Origin of the sequence: Janthinobacterium sp. SUN137, from assembly GCF_030587265.1 — a bacterium.
Classification (GTDB): domain Bacteria; phylum Pseudomonadota; class Gammaproteobacteria; order Burkholderiales; family Burkholderiaceae_D; genus Janthinobacterium; species Janthinobacterium kumbetense.
In genome coordinates this window covers 586,931-603,063 of sequence record NZ_JAPWHZ010000001.1, presented here as the reverse complement: position 1 = coordinate 603,063, position 16,133 = coordinate 586,931, and the positions used below count along the sequence as shown (strand labels likewise).

The 16,133-nt window shown below is 63.4% G+C and carries 10 protein-coding genes and 1 pseudogene; 7 read left to right on the top strand and 4 right to left on the bottom strand.

What is annotated here, in order from left to right:
- Window positions 1-10: 10 nt before the first annotated feature.
- Window positions 11-568, bottom strand: coding sequence for a hypothetical protein (locus tag O3298_RS02760; RefSeq protein ID WP_289916723.1), 558 nt, complete (start codon window positions 566-568; stop codon window positions 11-13).
- On the bottom strand, window positions 565-2,775 hold the full coding sequence (locus O3298_RS02755; protein WP_305058468.1) for a serine/threonine-protein kinase: 2,211 nt from the start codon (window positions 2,773-2,775) through the stop codon (window positions 565-567). The genes O3298_RS02760 and O3298_RS02755 overlap by 4 nt, the downstream gene beginning before the upstream one ends.
- Window positions 2,776-2,970: 195 nt before the next feature.
- On the opposite strand from O3298_RS02755, the pseudogene tssF reads away from it, so the two are divergent.
- The 7 genes and pseudogenes from tssF to O3298_RS02720 all read left to right on the top strand — a co-directional run bounded on the left by tssF (window position 2,971) and on the right by O3298_RS02720 (window position 13,827).
- Window positions 2,971-4,813 (top strand): annotated as a pseudogene (tssF, locus tag O3298_RS02750) (type VI secretion system baseplate subunit TssF).
- Complete coding sequence (tssG, locus tag O3298_RS02745) at window positions 4,774-5,802, top strand: type VI secretion system baseplate subunit TssG (protein ID WP_251350391.1); 1,029 nt, start codon at window positions 4,774-4,776, stop codon at window positions 5,800-5,802. The pseudogene tssF and the gene tssG overlap by 40 nt, the downstream one beginning before the upstream one ends.
- 48 nt (window positions 5,803-5,850) lie before the next feature.
- Window positions 5,851-8,595 carry a type VI secretion system Vgr family protein gene (locus O3298_RS02740; protein WP_305058467.1) on the top strand — a complete coding sequence of 915 codons (2,745 nt, stop codon included), beginning with the start codon at window positions 5,851-5,853 and terminating at the stop codon, window positions 8,593-8,595.
- 22 nt (window positions 8,596-8,617) lie between these two features.
- Window positions 8,618-10,864, top strand: coding sequence for a hypothetical protein (locus O3298_RS02735; protein WP_305058466.1), 2,247 nt, complete (start codon window positions 8,618-8,620; stop codon window positions 10,862-10,864).
- 32 nt (window positions 10,865-10,896) lie between these two features.
- Entirely contained in the window at window positions 10,897-12,240 is a 1,344-nt protein-coding gene (locus O3298_RS02730; protein ID WP_305058465.1) for a hypothetical protein, read from the top strand.
- Entirely contained in the window at window positions 12,237-13,535 is a 1,299-nt protein-coding gene (locus tag O3298_RS02725) for a hypothetical protein (RefSeq protein WP_305058464.1), read from the top strand. The genes O3298_RS02730 and O3298_RS02725 overlap by 4 nt, the downstream gene beginning before the upstream one ends.
- Before the next feature lie 28 nt (window positions 13,536-13,563).
- Window positions 13,564-13,827, top strand: a complete 264-nt coding sequence (locus O3298_RS02720) for a PAAR domain-containing protein (protein ID WP_289904035.1) — start codon at window positions 13,564-13,566, stop codon at window positions 13,825-13,827.
- Here O3298_RS02720 and O3298_RS02715 read toward each other — a convergent pair.
- Entirely contained in the window at window positions 13,824-15,146 is a 1,323-nt protein-coding gene (locus O3298_RS02715; protein ID WP_305058463.1) for an aspartate aminotransferase family protein, read from the bottom strand. The genes O3298_RS02720 and O3298_RS02715 overlap by 4 nt on opposite strands.
- 83 nt (window positions 15,147-15,229) lie before the next feature.
- Window positions 15,230-16,126 (bottom strand): MurR/RpiR family transcriptional regulator, encoded by an 897-nt coding sequence (locus O3298_RS02710; RefSeq protein ID WP_305058462.1) that lies wholly within the window; start codon window positions 16,124-16,126, stop codon window positions 15,230-15,232.
- Window positions 16,127-16,133: the final 7 nt, after the last annotated feature.

The window sequence follows — 16,133 nt, the reverse complement described above, 5'->3', positions numbered from 1 at the left end:
ACCAATGTTCTTACATGCCAGAAGAGCCGCCGACCGAGCTTTCCGGATCGAAGGAGAAGACGCGTAGTTCCGGTTGGACGTCCTCGCCGCGCATGATGCGTACCGTCATGACGAACGACAATTCCCAACGGCCTGCTGCATAGCCTACGTCCAAATTGTGTTTCCACTCCTGGCGGATGCGGTGCAGAGGTGTCTGATCGGGTTCGCCCAACAACTGCTGGATCTCGAAGTCCAGCGGCAAATGATAAGTAGCGCCTACAGCTTGCAAAAATGGCGATGGCGGCGAATAAATGGTTGGTACTTTCGGGCCGATCTGCGTCAGTTGCGGTACGGTGATAATGCAGCAGTCGACAATTTGGAATGAGGTGAAGCCGCTCTCGCTGGAGCCGCAGCAAGTGACATCCAGGTACACATGCTGGCCTTTCTGGAAGTGCACGCCGCCCATGTAGGGGCCGTGGCGTGGGTCTGCTGTGCCGTCACAGGAGGTGAAGCTGTAGTCGAGCTGATTGGTGATCTGGTCTGCATCAAAATGCACGGATAACTTCATCCAAGGGCTTACAGGCGTCATTTTTTACTATCTCTTTCAGTTAGGAAGTTGAAGTACTGAGGATCTCGTCGCAGGTTTAAAAGTTCCGGTTCTGATTCAATCAGATTGAGTGGATAGCCTCGCTTGTCGGCAAGACGTAGCGCAGCTAAGGCTTGTTCACGGTTTCCAAGGAGTTCGTGTGTCATGGCAGCACGAAACTGCACATCGGCTGTATCAGGTGCCAAGGCGATCGCCTTTCGCATGATCGCCAGTGCTTGTTCACGTGCTCCGGTATACGCGCTGTATAGCGCCATGCGCGAGTTATAGGTGATTTCATCCGGGGCTGCCTCTAATAGAGGTGCCAGCAAATCAATTGCACGTTGGTAGGAGCGCCGCGATTTTTCCTTTTGGGCTGGAATCCACCTTTGTGCATCTGCCAAGTTAGCCCAGAGCAGATAATTTCCAGGGCTGCCTTTGCTGCTGGAAACGGCATCTTCAAATGCATTGGCGGCACCGATATAGTCTCCACGGGCAAACAGCGAAGTGCCCAAGTTGGTGTAAAGCTCCCAGTGCGGTTGGATCTGCAAACCCTGCTGCAATACACGCAGCGCCTCATCGCCGCGATCCTGGCGGAGCAGGGCCGCATTTAGGTAGGCATACGAGTTTGCCGCCTGCGGATCCAGTTGAATGCTGTATCGGAACGACTGTTCAGCTTTTTTGTAGTTACCCTGCTGGAACTGCATGATGCCTCGCTGCAAACTGAATAATCTCTCCCGCGGATAAATACTAGTAGCGTTTTCGAGCAGTGGAAGTGCTTGTTCGAACTGCTTCATATAAATTAGATTGCGTATCTTGCCGTACAGTCCCAGCAAGTTTTGCGGATCCAGATTCAATGCCGTCGTCGCGGCCTGTAATGCCGTCACGCGTTTGCCTTGGAATTCCAAGACCCATGCCTGGGCCACATGCGCCAAGGCTAGTTGGCCATCCACAGCTAAGGCTTGCTGTGCACTCGCGTCGGCGCGTTGCAACCAAGTCGGATCCCGGCCATCACCGACATAACGTAGGCTATATGCCAACGATAGTCCGGCCGCCGCCGCTGCATTGCGTGGATTGTGTTCCAGCACTTTGTTGAACAAGTCAATCGCCTGTTGTTGACTGGCCTGGTGATCGAATAGACGGAGTTTTTCCATGCCATTCTGCATGGCCTGGATTTCTGAATATGCGGCATCCCGAGGTTCCGTGGACAGCGACCTGGGTAGTTGCCATGCCGCAAGTGCCAGCAGCATAGCCCCGGCGGCCAGTTTTAATGTGCGTTTTCTAGGCAAGGGCAGGCGGATGGAGACGCTGGCGGGTGGTTCTTCCTTCGCGGGTATCTCGTCGGCAAGGGGCGTGGCCAGGGTGAGCGGCTCCCCGCGCTGCGCCCCGATAGCCTCGCGTACGTCGCGCATGGTGCGTGGCCGTTCGGCCGGGTCGTGCGCCGTCATCGCGCGCACGAGGGCGTTGATGGCGGGCGGGACGGAATCGGGCAGGTCGGGCCACGGTTCCGTCGCCTGCATGTGGGCGGCGGCCAGGGCCAGGCCGTTCAGGTGGGCGAAGTGGCGCTGGCCGGCCAGCATTTCGTACAGCATGGCGCCCAAGGCATACACGTCGCCGCGCGTGTCGGGCAGGCGGCCCATCAGGCGTTCGGGCGCCATGTAGGCGATGGTGCCCTGCAAGTCGCACAGGGTGGTCGTTTGAGTCGCTTGCGGGTCGATGTGGCGCGCCAGGCCGAAGTCGAGGATGCGCACCTTGCTGTCCGCCTCCAGCATCAGGTTCGACGGTTTCAGGTCGCCGTGGACGAGGTCCATGGCGTGCGCCTCGTCCATGGCGTCGGCGATCTGGTAGGCGATGTCGAGCGCCCCCTGCAAGTCGGCCTTGCCGCTGTGCATGAACTGCCCCAAGGTCTGGCCTTCGACCAGTTCCATGACGATGGATTGGCTCGTGCCCTGGCCCTCGATGGCGAAGATGCGCACGAAGGCCGCATGCCTGAGCGAGGCGGCCAGGCGTGCTTCATTGATGAGTTTTTCCGGATGCAGCACGTCGGCTTGCGGTTTCAGGCGCTTGAGCGCCACGCTACGGCACAGCTTGGCATCCCAGGCTTCGAACACATGGCCGAAACCGCCTTCGCCCAGCAAGCGGCGCACTTCATAGTGCCCGCTGATCGTGTCGTCTTGCGGCGGGGTCTGACGCAGGGAGTCGAGCAGTTCCATATACCTTGGCTTCAGAGTGCATCAACGTGGACATCCAGCATTGAAAAGGGTCAATGCGATGTTGGAATGCTCAAGATGATTGATTTTGAGTAACTTCCTGATTTAAAACGATTGTTTCGAATAAGTCAATTAATATTGACAAGGAGTGAACAAAAGCTGCTTTACCTGCGCCAGGAAGGCACTCCTTGCTGACGCATGCACGCAATCTTGTTCAAACTCAATTTTCCTCCCTCCCGCTTCATCAATAATGCAGACGGGGCTATACCGGCATGTGCCGATCAGGCGATGGGGGAGGGCATGGACGAGTTGCTGCAATACTACGAGCGCGAACTGGGCACCTTGCATGCGCACAATCAGGCGTTTGCCCGACGCTATCCGGCCATCGCCGGCGCACTGGGCATCCTGGGCGGCGACATGGGCGACCCGCACCTGGCGCGCATGCTGCAGGCGTTTGCCATGTTCAACGCGCGCACGGCCAAGCGCCTGGCCGACGGCTTCGGCGCCTTCAGCGAAACCTTGCTGGAAGTGAACTTCCCCCATTATTTGCGCCCGTTTCCCGCCTGCGCCATTGCGCGCATCGATAACGATTCGGCGACGGTGACCGAGCTGGCCACCATTCCGCGCGGCACGGTCATGCATGCTGCCGAGCATCAGGGCGTCACCTGCAAGTTCACCACCACCTACGATGTCGCCGTGGCGCCGCTGCGCCTGTCCGACGTGCGCTTCCAATCCATCGTGGCGGCGCCGCCCGCGGTGCGCCTGACGCCGGATCTCGGGGCGGCGATCAGCATCACGCTCGAAGCGGCGGGCGCCACGTCCACGCTGGACGGGCTGGCGCTGCCGACGCTGCGCCTGTTCCTCGACGGCGAACCTGCGTTCTGCGCCACCCTGCGCGACAGCCTGTTCCTGCGCGCCCGCCGCGCCTATGTGGAAGTCGATGGCGCGTGGCAGGCGCTGGACGCGGTGCCCGTGCATCCGGTCGGCTTTGCCGCCGAGGACGCATTGATACTGGCCAGGGCCGCCTCGCATCCCGCTTACCTTCTGCTGGGCGAATGGTTTGCCTTTCCGGATAAATTCAATTTCGTCGACCTCGACCTGGCCGCGCTGCGCCCATTGTTGCCGCCGGCCTGCCGGCGTTGCACCGTGCACTTGCTGCTGGCCGACGTGCAGGCCGACGCGGATATCGCGCGCATCTTGCGGCCCCTGTCCGCAAGGCATCTGGTGCCGGGGTGCACGCCTGTCGTCAACCTGTTCCGCCAGGCCGCCAATCCCATCCGCCTGACGCACGCGAGCGCCGATTATGTGCTGCTGCCCTCGGTCAGGCAGGCGCATTGCTACGACATCCACAGCGTCGACAGTGTGCAGGTTCTCGGTGAAACGGCGCAACGAGGATATGGCGTTGAGCCATCCCGGCTATGACATGCGCATCTCCTTCGTCGACGGCGCCATGCAGCCGCTGCACGACGCGACGCAAACGGTGTCCATCATGCTCACCTGCAGCAACCGCGACTTGCCCAGCCGCCTGGTGTTCGGCAATGCCGCGGGCGACTTGCACCATGACGGCGCGGCCAGCGCCTTGCCGGTGCGCCTGCTGCGCAAGCCCGGCGCGCCCTGCCGCTTCCCTGCGGGTGCGGCGTCGCACTGGCGACTGATCGCGCAATTGTCCCTGAATCATCAGTCGCTGAGCGAGCAGGGCTTGCCGCTCTTCAAGCAGATACTCGAGTTGTACAACTTGCCCAGTTCGGCCAGTGCCGCGCGCCAGATCGCGGGCATGACCGGACTGCGCCAGCGCGCCGCCAGCACCTGGCTGCACGACGAGGCGGGCGGCAGCCTGGTCTTCGGCATCGACGTCCTGCTGTCCGTCGACGAGGAAGCCTTTGTCGGCAGCGGCTTGCATGCGTTTGCCCAGGTCATCGAACGCTTTCTCGGGCTGTACGTGCACCTGGGTTCGTTTACCCGCCTGATCGTCTTGTCGCAGAAGAATGGAAAGGAGTTGCTGTGCTGCCTGCCACGCAATGGAAACCAGACGCTGGTGTAGTCGCGCGCCTGCTGGCCGATCCGTCCGGCACCGGTTTCTTTCAGGCCGTGCGTTTGTTGTGTGCCTGGATGATGCAGCAAGGCATTTCACAGGAGCAAGTGTTTCGCGATTGCCTGCGCCTGCATGGCAGTGCCTCGCTGTCGTTTGCTCCAGGGGAAATCGAACAACTGTGGCTGGAGCCGCAGGCGGACGGCGAGACGCAGGTGCATGTGCAGGCGGCCATGCTGGGTTTTTTGGGCGTGCATGGCAGCTTGCCGCTGCATTACACGGAAACGCTGGTCCGCCATGAGCGGCAGACGGGCGACGGTGCTCCCCGCGACTGGCTCGATGCGCTGTCGCACCGGGCGCTGACCCTGTTTTACCAGGCCTGGGCCCGCTATCGCATCGAATGCCAGCAGGACGCCGACGGCGGCGAATTCCTTCCCCTGCAACTGGCGTTGGCGGGCGCCTGGCCTGCCGAGGTGGCCAGGCAGGAAGATGGCTTGCCTGCGCACGTGCTGGCCCATTACGCGGCCTTGCTGCGCCACCGGCCCGTGTCGGCCGACGCGATGCAGGCGGTGCTGGCCGAGTATTTCGGCGTGCCCGTGCGCTTGCAGCGTTTTGTCGGCGCCTGGTTCCGGCGCGCAGCGCAGGAGCGCACCTTGCTGGCCGCCGCCCATGCCCGGCTGGGGCAGGGGGCCATGCTGGGCGAACGCTGCCGGCGCGCCGACTTGCGCGTGCGCCTGGTGCTGGGGCCGTTAAGTCGCCGCGCCTACGAGGATTTCTTGCCCGGCCGGCCAGGCGCGCTGGCCCTGCGCCAGATGCTGGCGCTGTTCGGCTTGCCTGGCGTGAGCTTCGAGATCCGCCTGGTCTTGCGGCGCGAAGACGTGCGTGGCTGCGTCCTGGGCAGGGGCGCCTGCCTGGCGGAGGATGCCTTTCTGGCCGGCAAGTTGTCGGCCCGTGACCGTGATGACATGCATTACGACCTGCGATTCGATGGCTCCGCCTGAGACCGCCGTGAATGATGGACCCCGCTGCCTGTTGGAAGGAAGAAAACCATGGAAGACTTCGCGCAATGGCTGGCCGTGGACAAGGTCTTGACTGCAGGCAATCGCGCCTTGCGGCTGCGCCTCGCCTACCCGCAGGGCGTCAATGACGATGTCTTGCTGCCGCAGCGCATCAGCGGCAGCGAGGCCATCTGCGGCGGTCTGGAATACCGCATTCTGTGCGTGGCCACGGAGGCACAGCTGCCGCTGAAGCAGTTCATCGCCGTGCCGGCCGAGCTACAGATCGTGAACGACCAGGGACAGCTGCGCAAGGTGTGCGGCATCGTCGCCGAGGCGTGCGCGGGGCAGAGCGATGGCGGTCTGGCCACCTATCAGCTGGTGCTGCGTGACGGCCTGGCCTTGATGGAGAAACGCATCAATACGCGCGTGTTCCGCAACAAGCATGAATTGCAGATCGTGCAGCTTCTGTTTGATGAGTGGCGGCAGGGCAATAGCTTGCTCGCGGCCAGCCTGGATCTCGCCATCGACGGGGCGCTGGCGGCGCGCAGCTTGCCCGCGCGCGAATTCACGATGCAGCACAATGAATCCGATGCCGCCTTTATCCGCCGCCTGCTCCGGCGACGCGGCATCGCCTGGTGCTTCCAGGCGGGAGCGCCGGCCAGTTCGAACGCCGCCACTACGCCCGTGCATACCCTGTTGCTGTTCGACGACGCCAGCCGCCTGGCGCACAACGCGGCCGGCACGGTGCGCTATCACCGCGATGACGCCACCGAGGAAAGGGATGCCGTGACGGCCTGGAGCGCCGTGCGCCGCTTGCAGCCGGGAAAGTCCGAGCGCTACAGCTGGGACGATGGTCACCCGCACAGCCCGCAGTTCATGGCAACGCAGTCGCAGGGCGGCGTGGATCAGGGCAGCAATGGCAATCGCCTCGCAGCCAGTCTCGATGACTATATCGTGGAGCCGCCGCTGGCCGCCGCCGGCAATGACGACTTGCGGCAACTGGGCCAGCTGGCGATGGCGCGTCACGATTTGGACAGCAAGTGTTTCCAGGGAGAGGGCTGCGTGCGCGACTTTTGCGCGGGCCAGTGGTTCAGCCTGGAAGGGCATGCGGACATCGACAGCCACCCGGTGGCCGAGCGCAGTTTCGTCATCACGGCCTTGAGCGTGGCGGCCAGCAATAACTTGCCGACAGGCCTGGATGCCCGGGTCGAACGCCTGTTTGCGCAGAGCGGCTGGCAGTGTGACGCTGGCCGGCCGCAAGGGGCGGGTGCCGATGGCCGGGCGGTCTTGCGTTACCGCAACCGTTTTACTTGCGTGCGGCGCGGCATTGCCATCGTCCCTGCCTTTGACCCGCGCAGCGATTTTCCCGTCGTGCGCCTGCAAAGCGCGCTGGTCGTGGGGCCTGCCGGCGAAGAGGTGCATTGCGATGCGCTGGGGCGCGTCAAGGTGCGTTTTGGCTCCACGCGCGCGCCGGACCACGCGCATGCCAACGGCAGCGGCGCGTCCGATACGGAGCGCGATTCGGCCTGGGTGCGCGTGGCATCGAGCTGGACGGGCAATGGACCGGGCAACGGCAGGCAATGCGGCACGCTGACCTTGCCGCGCATCGGCGCGGAAGTGCTGATCGATTTTCTCGGCGGCGACCCGGACCGGCCCATCATCGTCGGCCAGCTGTACAACGCCGTGGGCGCGCCGCCGGGCTTGAGTGCGCGCGGCGCCTTGCCCGGCAACCGCTACCTGTCCGGCATGCGCAGCCGCGAAGTGCGGGGCGGGCGCGGCAATCAGCTGTGCTTTGACGACACGCCGTCGCAGATCAGCGCACAGCTGGCCAGCGACCAGGCAGCCTCGCAACTGAACCTCGGCTACCTGACCGAGCCGCGCAGCGACGGGGCAGGGCGGCAGCGCGGCGACGGCTTTGAATTGCGCAGCGACGCCAGCGGCAGCGTGCGCACGGCCCGCTCGCTGCTGATTTCTGCCTGGAAACAGCTGGGCGCCAGCGGCAAGCAGCTCGACAGCAGCGAGCATGCCGCCGTGATGAAGGAATGTCTGGCATTGTTCACGTCCCTGGGCGAGTTTGCCGCCCAGCACCAGGCGCTGGCGCTGGACGCGGCCGGCAGCAAGGCGCTGGGGGCCGCCATTGCCGCCGACCAGCCCGCCGTCAGCATCGCAGCGCCCGAGGGCGTGGCGCTGAGCACGCCCAGGACCATCGCCGGCAATGCGGGCGCGAATATCGACCTGGTGGCGCAGCAGCATCTGCAGCTGAGCGCGGCCCAGCGCTGCAACGTCAACGCGGGCAAGGGCATTTCCCTGTTCGCGCACCAGGATGGCATCGTGCAGGTGGCCCACTTCGGCAAGTTCTTGCTGCAAAGCCAGCACGACTTGCTGCAGGCGGACGCCGCCAAGGACATCCGCCTGACGGCGGGCACGCGTTTGGTCGGCGTGGCGCAGGATGAGATCACCTTCATGACGGCGGGTGGCGCCTACCTGAAACTGTCCGGCGGCGCCGTGGAGCTGGGCGGGCCGGGCGCGCTGACGGTGAAGACCGACGGCCACCACTGGAGCGGTCCGGCCAGCATGAAAGGCGAACTGCCCACCTTCGGCGAAGGCGACTTGGGCCGCGTGCCGCGCTTGCTGCGTCCCACCGACGGCTTGCCCGTCGAAGGCGTGGAAGTGCACATCGAGCGCGAAGGCGACAGCCCGTTGACGGGCGTCAGCGATGCCGATGGGCGCGGGCCGAAGGTGGCGACCGACCACCTGCAGCGGCTGAAGGGATTCTTCTTCCGCCGCCGTTCCTGAACCCCGACATAGGAGACACGCCATGCAGTTCGATCCCCGCCCGCCGCTGTGCGACGATCCCAAAATCGATATCCTCGGCCAGTTTTCCTGCAACGCCAATTTCCAGAGCAGCGACCGGGACACGCTGCAACAGTTGCCGCTGCCCGGCATCATCATCTTCGTGCACGGCGTCAATTCCGACGGCGAGTGGTACGCGGCCGCGGAAGAAGGCCTGTGCAACGGCCTCAACGAGCGCCTCAAGCGTTCCTGTCATCACCTGCAGCACCGTGGCGTGGAAGGCGGCGAACTGAAGGCGGTCAATTATGGCGCCGAGATCACGGCGGAAGGCTTTCTCCATCCGGAGATGTCGGCCGATACCCTGATCCGCGATGCCGGCACGTTTTCTCCCGTGCTCCGCTTTCGCTGGGGCTACAAGGCTTCCGGCGAAGAACTGCAGAAATACGGCAAGGGCATCTACCTGAACGAACAGGATTACTGGGGCGGCGGCCCGTTTGCCAATGGCTGCAGCGCGCTGGCCGACCTGTGGAAGGAGGGGCTGAGCGAGGATTTGTTTTTGTGGAACAAGATCCAGCACATGAATCCCTTTTCGGAGCGGCAAGTGTACAGTTGCCCGCCGCGCCCGTATTTCGTGCTGGCCGCCTATCGCCTGGCCAGGCTGGTCGAAGCCGTCCGCCAGCAGCAGGCCGACGTGCCGGTCACCATCGTGTGCCACAGCCAGGGCACGATGGTGGCGATGGCGGCCGCCTTTCTCGGCGCCCGCCTGCCCAAGGTGGATGGCGTTCCTTGCGTGGCCGATAACTATGTCATCTGCAATTCTCCGTACAGTTTGGCGAAACGCAATAGCGCCGAGAACTGGGTAGCCGGCAATCTGCGCGCGGCGGACGGCAGCACGGGCAGGGTGACGGTGCAGGCGCGCCTGGATACCTTGAAAAACTTCTTTGCCATCATCCGCCAGCGCGCCACCCTGGGCGAACTGCAGACAGACGAGGAAATCGACCGCTGCATGGCCAACCTGCAGCACGGTTTTTCCGCCGCCAAAGATCGTGAACGATACGGGATTGCCGGCGCCGCGCGCGGCGGCAAGAAGTCATCATATGGCCGGGTGACCATCTATTGCAATCCGCACGACGTGGTGGTGTCGTCCGTGGCCATCGAGGGCATCGGCTGGCGCGGCCTGTCGGGCTCGCTGGCCAGGGACAGCAAGGACGGCGGCGAGCTGGCCGCCACCGACGCGGCAGGCGTGTGCGTGCAGCGCGTGTTTGCCCAGGGTTTCGAGGTGGGCAAGCAAGGCAGCTATCACTACTGGACCGATCACTGGCGCAAGCCTGCGCCGGGCGGCAACGATTTCTGGTTTCCGGCACAGAAATATGCGTCGTATTCCGTCAAGCAGGGCGTCGAGGCCAGCGAAGGCGCCTTTTCCACCATCCTGACGGTGGGATTGGCGCCCCTGTTCATCGTGATGACGGGCCTGGCTCGCAGCCCCTGCAATGCCTCTCCCCACAAGGATTGGAAAATCGAACTGAACGCGCCCGACCTGCTGCCGCCCTTCAAGCCGCAGTCCTTGCGCTTTGGCCAGACCAGCGAGGAATTCGACGAAGGCTACGATCCGCCCGGCGAATCGCGTCAGGCCGGAAAACAGCGTACTGCCGGCGACGATTACCTTGCCGATCATGCCATCCCGCCCGGCGGCCTGCAGGGGCAGGCGGGAAAAGACGAGGCCAAACGCGTGGACAGCGCGAAGGGCACGGCCGACGACGAGGCGCGTTTGCGGTTCGAGCAGCGCGCGGTGATACGCGCCCAGGCTGTACGGGAAGGGAAAAGTCCTGCGGGCAAAAAAGTGCAGCAGGAAATGCCCAACGCCACGCCAGACGCCGACTACCAGCAATGGCGCAGCACGCTCATCGGCGAAATGATGTCCAGCCAGGCGGGCGCCTACGCCACCGACCATTCCTCCATCCTGACCAACGCCATGCACGCGGAGCGGGCGCTTGCGTATGACGTGGCGGTGGGCGTGTGCCGCATCAAGGCTGAGCAGTTGCGCAAGTTGCGGGTGGCGGCGGATTGGAGGTTGTTGGAGTGGGTGGACGAGCCCGATTTTGCAAAGACTTTTGAGCAATATTTCGCAAGTGCCACCATTGATGAATTAAAGATAACCGTTTGGGCAGGTAGCGAAGGCGGACCGGCCAGTATGCCTAGTTTGATAGTCGATAAGCGTGAAAATCCACCACCTGCCGTCAAGCCAACGTCAGGAGAGTGCGCCCATGGGTGACATTGCAGTGTCTTAAAAATGGAGAATTCAATATGACGAAATCCTTTTTTATTTATGCTTTGATGGTTTTTCTGGCGTTGATTTCCCTGACGGCCTGTGTACGTCTTCGTTCATCGCCGCCTGCGTCGGAAAATGCCGTTACCGAGGTACCTGACACTGACAAACGCCGCTATATGGCACAGGTCGTCGCTGTGCAATGGTTGAATCCGCTGCAGCCTCGGGATTACCCCACGCAATGGCAACTACTGTGGACTATGGGACTGGTGCAGCCGAATCCAGGCGACGATATGGTCAAAGAAAATCCGAAAAAGTATTCCAGCTTGCAGGCTATTTCACCAGTCGCAGGGGGAAGTGACGGTGCGGAAACGTTTGATGGATATCATCGTAAGTACATTCGGAAAGTATTTAATTTGTTCCATGATATTTATTATTCCGACCCCGAGTATTTTTACAACGTCCATTCTGCTGAAGACAGATCACGCTGGCGTGAGCTGGCCGGCATCCATATCGAATATGCTATCCCTGAAGGAAAACTCGACCCGGTAGATGCTGGTGCTTTCGTGCAAGACTATGTGCGCCGCACCTTTACCATCGGCAACCCAAACTTCCCTACACTGTGGACCCGCTCCATCCTGCCCGAAGTTCGCGTCACCATGGGCGGCCCTAACGCCGGTTTTACCTCCTTGGCCGCCGCGCTCGACTACCTGCAGAGCCATCCCAAGGAAACCGTCTGGGCCATGAACTGGGATGCGCCCAGCCGGCCTCTGGACCGACAGATCAACGAGAATCTAGTGCTGCTGGTGCTGGCCGGTCCGGACTACAAGACGGAGCGGGCGCCGCTGGCGTGGCTTGGCTATCCAAGCACGAAACAGGCGGCGGATTTTGAAGCTAAAAAGGGCGAACCGCCGCGGCTGGTGCAGGCGTGGACGGCAGCCATCGAGGAGGCGGCGGCGAAGGCCAACAGGCAAGATACCGACATCGGCTATCTGATTCACGATGCGGGCAATACGCACAAGGACTCTTCAGCACGGCTGGGTGCGCTGGCGCAGACGCTTACCCTGCAATTGCCGGAATTCGATTTCCTCAAGCAAAGCTTCAATCTGACTGCCGTGCTGGGCGAAACGGGCGCGGGCACGGCCCTGACAAACGTGGCGCTGGGCATCGCCTATGCGCATCACTTTGGCAAGCCCGTGCTGGTGGCCGGCACCAGCGACCTGTCGGCGCCCGTGGCGCTGGTGGTGGCGCCGCCCGCCGTCGCGCGGCCGATCCGGCCCGACAAGCCATGGTTCCGCGCGCGCAGCGGCAACCATGCCTATTTGCCGTGGTGGGGCTTGCGCCACGATGCGCCCGAGTATTACCAGGGGTTTTCGCAATGAGGGCGCTGATCGCTGTTCTCATGTCGCTTTTGCTTGGCGCGTGCGCGACGCCACCCTTGCAGGAGGCGACGGTGGCACGCAGCGGCCCGTTGATGGCGCAGGTGGTGGGGCTGCAATGGCTGAATCCCCTGCAGCGTCGGGATTACCCCACGCAATGGCAACTATTGTGGACTATGGGGCTGATACAGCCGAACCCAGGCGATGATATGGTCAAGGAAAATCCTATTAAGTATTCCAGTTTACAGGCTGTTTCACCTGTCGTTGCTGGAAATGAAGGTCAGGAAACGTTTCGTGGTTATCATCGAAAATATATTCGTGAAGTCATGAATCTATTCCACGATATTTACTATTCCGACCCCGAGTATTTTTACAATGTCCATTCTGCTGAAGACAGATCACGCTGGCGTGAGCTGGCCGGCATCCATATCGAATACGCTATCCCTGAAGGAAAACTCGACCCGGTAGATGCTGGTGCTTTCGTGCAAGACTATGTGCGCCGCACCTTTACCATCGGCAACCCAAACTTCCCTACACTGTGGACCCGCTCCATCCTGCCCGAAGTTCGCGTCACCATGGGCGGCCCTAACGCCGGTTTTACCTCCTTGGCCGCCGCGCTCGACTACCTGCAGAGCCATCCCAAGGAAACCGTCTGGGCCATGAACTGGGATGCGCCCAGCCGGCCTCTGGACCGACAGATCAACGAGAATCTAGTGCTGCTGGTGCTGGCCGGTCCGGACTACAAGACGGAGCGGGCGCCGCTGGCGTGGCTTGGCTATCCAAGCACGAAACAGGCGGCGGATTTTGAAGCTAAAAAGGGCGAACCGCCGCGGCTGGTGCAGGCGTGGACGGCGGCCATCGAGGAGGCGGCGGCGAAGGCCAACAGGCAGGATACTGAGATTGGCTATCTCATCCACGATGCGGGCAATACACACCAGGATTCTTCAGCACGGCTGGGCGCGCTGGCGCAGACGCTTACCCTGCAATTGCCGGAATTCGACCTTCTCAAGCAAAGCTTCAATTTGACTGCCGTGCTGGGCGAAACGGGCGCGGGCACGGCCTTGACAAACGTGGCGCTGGGCATCGCCTATGCGCATCACTTTGGCAAGCCCGTGCTGGTGGCCGGCACCAGCGACCTGTCGGCGCCCGTGGCGCTGGTGGTGGCGCCGCCCGCCGTCGCGCGGCCGATCCGACCCGACAAGCCGTGGTTCCGCGCGCGCGGCGGCAACCATGCGTACTTGCCGTGGTGGGGCTTGCGCCATGATGCACCCGAGTATTACCAGGGGTTTTCGCAATGAGACGCTTGATACATCCGGGGAGAAGAGCATGCGTGGCGTGATCCGCTTGAACGACCCCACCAGCCATGGCGGCAAGGTGGTGGGCGCGGCGCCGAAGAGTACCGTGCTGGGCGTGGCCGTGGCGCGCAAGGGCGATCCTTGCGTCTGCCCGATCAAGGGCCACGTGCGCTGCGTGATCGCCGAGGGCGATCCGCAGGTGCTGATCGACGGCGTGCCCGTGGCGTTCGACGGTCACAAGACCAGCTGCGGCGCCAGCCTGATGTCTACCGTGGGCAACAGCGGGCGCGCTTAGCCCACGCAGGCGTCGATGGCCGTGCCCAGCTTGTCGACGATCTCGTCGACATGGCTGGCGTCGATGATGTAGGGCGGCGCCAGCAGGATGTGGTCGCCGTGCAGGCCGTCGATGGTGCCGCCCATGGGGTAGCACATCAGTCCGTTCTGCATGGCGTGCGCCTTGATGCGCGCGTGCAGGCGGCGAGCGGGGTCGAACGGCTGCTTGGTATTGCGGTCCTGCACCAGTTCCAGACCCAGGAACAGGCCGCGGCCGCGGATGTCGCCTACGTGCGCATGGCTGCCGAAGCGCTGGTGCAGCCGCTCTTGCAGCAAGGCGCCCATGGCGCGCACATTGGCCAGCAGATCGCGTTCCTCGATCTGCCGCTGCACGGCCAGCGCGGCGGCGCAGGCCGTGGCGTGGCCGATGTAGGTGTGGCCATGCTGGAAGAAACCCGTGCCGGTGCGGATGGTGTCGCGGATGTCCTGCGACACCATCACGGCGCCGATCGGCTGGTAGCCGGCGCCCAGGCCCTTGGCGATGCAGATCAGGTCGGCCGTGACGCCTTCCTGCTCGCAGGCGAACAGGCTGCCCGTGCGCCCCATGCCGCACATGACTTCGTCGAGGATCAGGAGGATGCCGTGGCGCTGGCAAATGGCACGCATGCGCTGGAAGTAGCCGGAGACGGCGGGCAGGGCGCCGGCCGTGGCGCCGACGACGGGTTCGGCGATGAAGGCCATGACCTTGTCCGCGCCCAGCGCGGCGATATGGTCTTCCAGCTCCTGGCCCAGGCGCGCGACGTAGTCGCTGTCCGTTTCATGGGCTGCCTGGTCGCGCCAGGCGTAGCAGGGCGACACGTGCGTCACGTCGATCAGCAGCGGCTCGAACTGCTGGCGGCGCCAGGCATTGCCACCCGTGGCCAGCGCGCCCAGGGTGTTGCCGTGGTAGCTCTGGCGGCGCGCAATGACGTGGCGGCGCTGCGGCTGGCCCCGTTCGACGAAATACTGGCGCGCCATTTTCAGCGCGCTTTCCACCGCTTCCGAACCGCCCGAGACGAAATACACGCTGTCGATGCCGGCTGGAGCGCGGGCGACGAGGAAATCGGCCAGCTGCTCCATCGGCTCGGTGGTAAAGAAGGAGCTGTGCGCATACGCCATGCTGGCAACCTGCTGCTGCACGGCGGCGATCACGGCCGCATCCGAATGGCCGAGGCAGGAGACGGCCGCGCCGCCGCAGGCGTCCAGGTAGCGCTTGCCATCCGCATCGATCAGGTAAGGGCCGTCGCCGCCCGTGGCGATGGGATAGCTGGCGGTCAAGCTGCGGTGGAAGACATGGCTCATGGCATCGCTTTCTTATCGGCAAAGGGGAGATTGCCGATTATAGGATGCGTTGCGCTGCATTACAACGTTTGATGTATTTATTTTTAATCTGCATCATTTGATGTTTTTGCGTAGGCGCCCAGCGCCCGCAATTGCTGTTCCGCCGCGCCGATGGCCGTGACGGCATCCGGCCCCGCGCGCGCCACCAGCAGTTCCACCAGGCTTTCGACGGCCGCGACGCCGGCCACGATGGAGGGGAAGAACGAGGGGCTGTCGACGGCGATGACGATGCTGGCGTCGGCCTGCAGGGCCAGCGGCGACATGGCGCTGTCGCTGATGGCGACGACCCGGCAGCCGGCCTGGCGCGCCGCCTGCGCCACCAGCAGCGCTTCGCTCGAATACGGCGCGAAGCTGACGACGACGACGGCTTCGCCCGCCTGCAGGGCGCGCAAGTCCATTTCCAGGGTGCCGCCCTGGCCGCTCAGCAGCTGTACGCTGGGGCGCAGCAGCCGGTACAGGTAGTGCAGGGTGTAGGCGATCGGGTGGGCGGCGCGAAAGCCGGCCACGTGCACGCGGGGCGCCGCCTGCAGCAGATTGGCGGCAGCATCCAGGGCCGCGTGGTTGGCGCTTTCCGTGGCGGCCAGGTTTTGCTGCTGCACCGTGAACACTTCGGTGACCAGGTCGCGCTCTTTCCCCTCTTTGCCGGCCAGCGCGCCCGCCTTGGCCGCGTAGCCGCTTGGCCCCGCGCGCAGGCGTTCGACGAAGATGGCCTTGAGTTCCGGCCAGCCGGCAAAGCCCAGCTGCTGCGCCAGGCGCACGAGGGCGGCCGACTGCACCTGGGCGCGCGCGGCGATGCTGCGCATCGACGAGACGGCCACCTCGTCCGGATGGTCGGCCAGGTAGCGGGCGCCGGCCTGGAATTGCGGGCTCAGCTGCGCATGGCGCGCCTTGATCAGGTCCATCAGTGCCGCATAGGAATCGTGGGGTGTCGCTGCCTGCATCGCCGTG

What these genes read in the sequence shown, in the direction of transcription:
- O3298_RS02760 (WP_289916723.1), bottom strand. Translation starts at nt 568, where the DNA reads ATGACGCCTGTAAGCCCTTGGATGAAGTTATCCGTGCATTTTGATGCA.
- O3298_RS02755 (WP_305058468.1), bottom strand. Translation starts at nt 2,775, where the DNA reads ATGGAACTGCTCGACTCCCTGCGTCAGACCCCGCCGCAAGACGACACG.
- O3298_RS02740 (WP_305058467.1), top strand. Translation starts at nt 5,851, where the DNA reads ATGGAAGACTTCGCGCAATGGCTGGCCGTGGACAAGGTCTTGACTGCA.
- O3298_RS02735 (WP_305058466.1), top strand. Translation starts at nt 8,618, where the DNA reads ATGCAGTTCGATCCCCGCCCGCCGCTGTGCGACGATCCCAAAATCGAT.
- O3298_RS02730 (WP_305058465.1), top strand. Translation starts at nt 10,897, where the DNA reads ATGACGAAATCCTTTTTTATTTATGCTTTGATGGTTTTTCTGGCGTTG.
- O3298_RS02725 (WP_305058464.1), top strand. Translation starts at nt 12,237, where the DNA reads ATGAGGGCGCTGATCGCTGTTCTCATGTCGCTTTTGCTTGGCGCGTGC.
- O3298_RS02720 (WP_289904035.1), top strand. Translation starts at nt 13,564, where the DNA reads ATGCGTGGCGTGATCCGCTTGAACGACCCCACCAGCCATGGCGGCAAG.
- O3298_RS02715 (WP_305058463.1), bottom strand. Translation starts at nt 15,146, where the DNA reads ATGAGCCATGTCTTCCACCGCAGCTTGACCGCCAGCTATCCCATCGCC.
- O3298_RS02710 (WP_305058462.1), bottom strand. Translation starts at nt 16,126, where the DNA reads ATGCAGGCAGCGACACCCCACGATTCCTATGCGGCACTGATGGACCTG.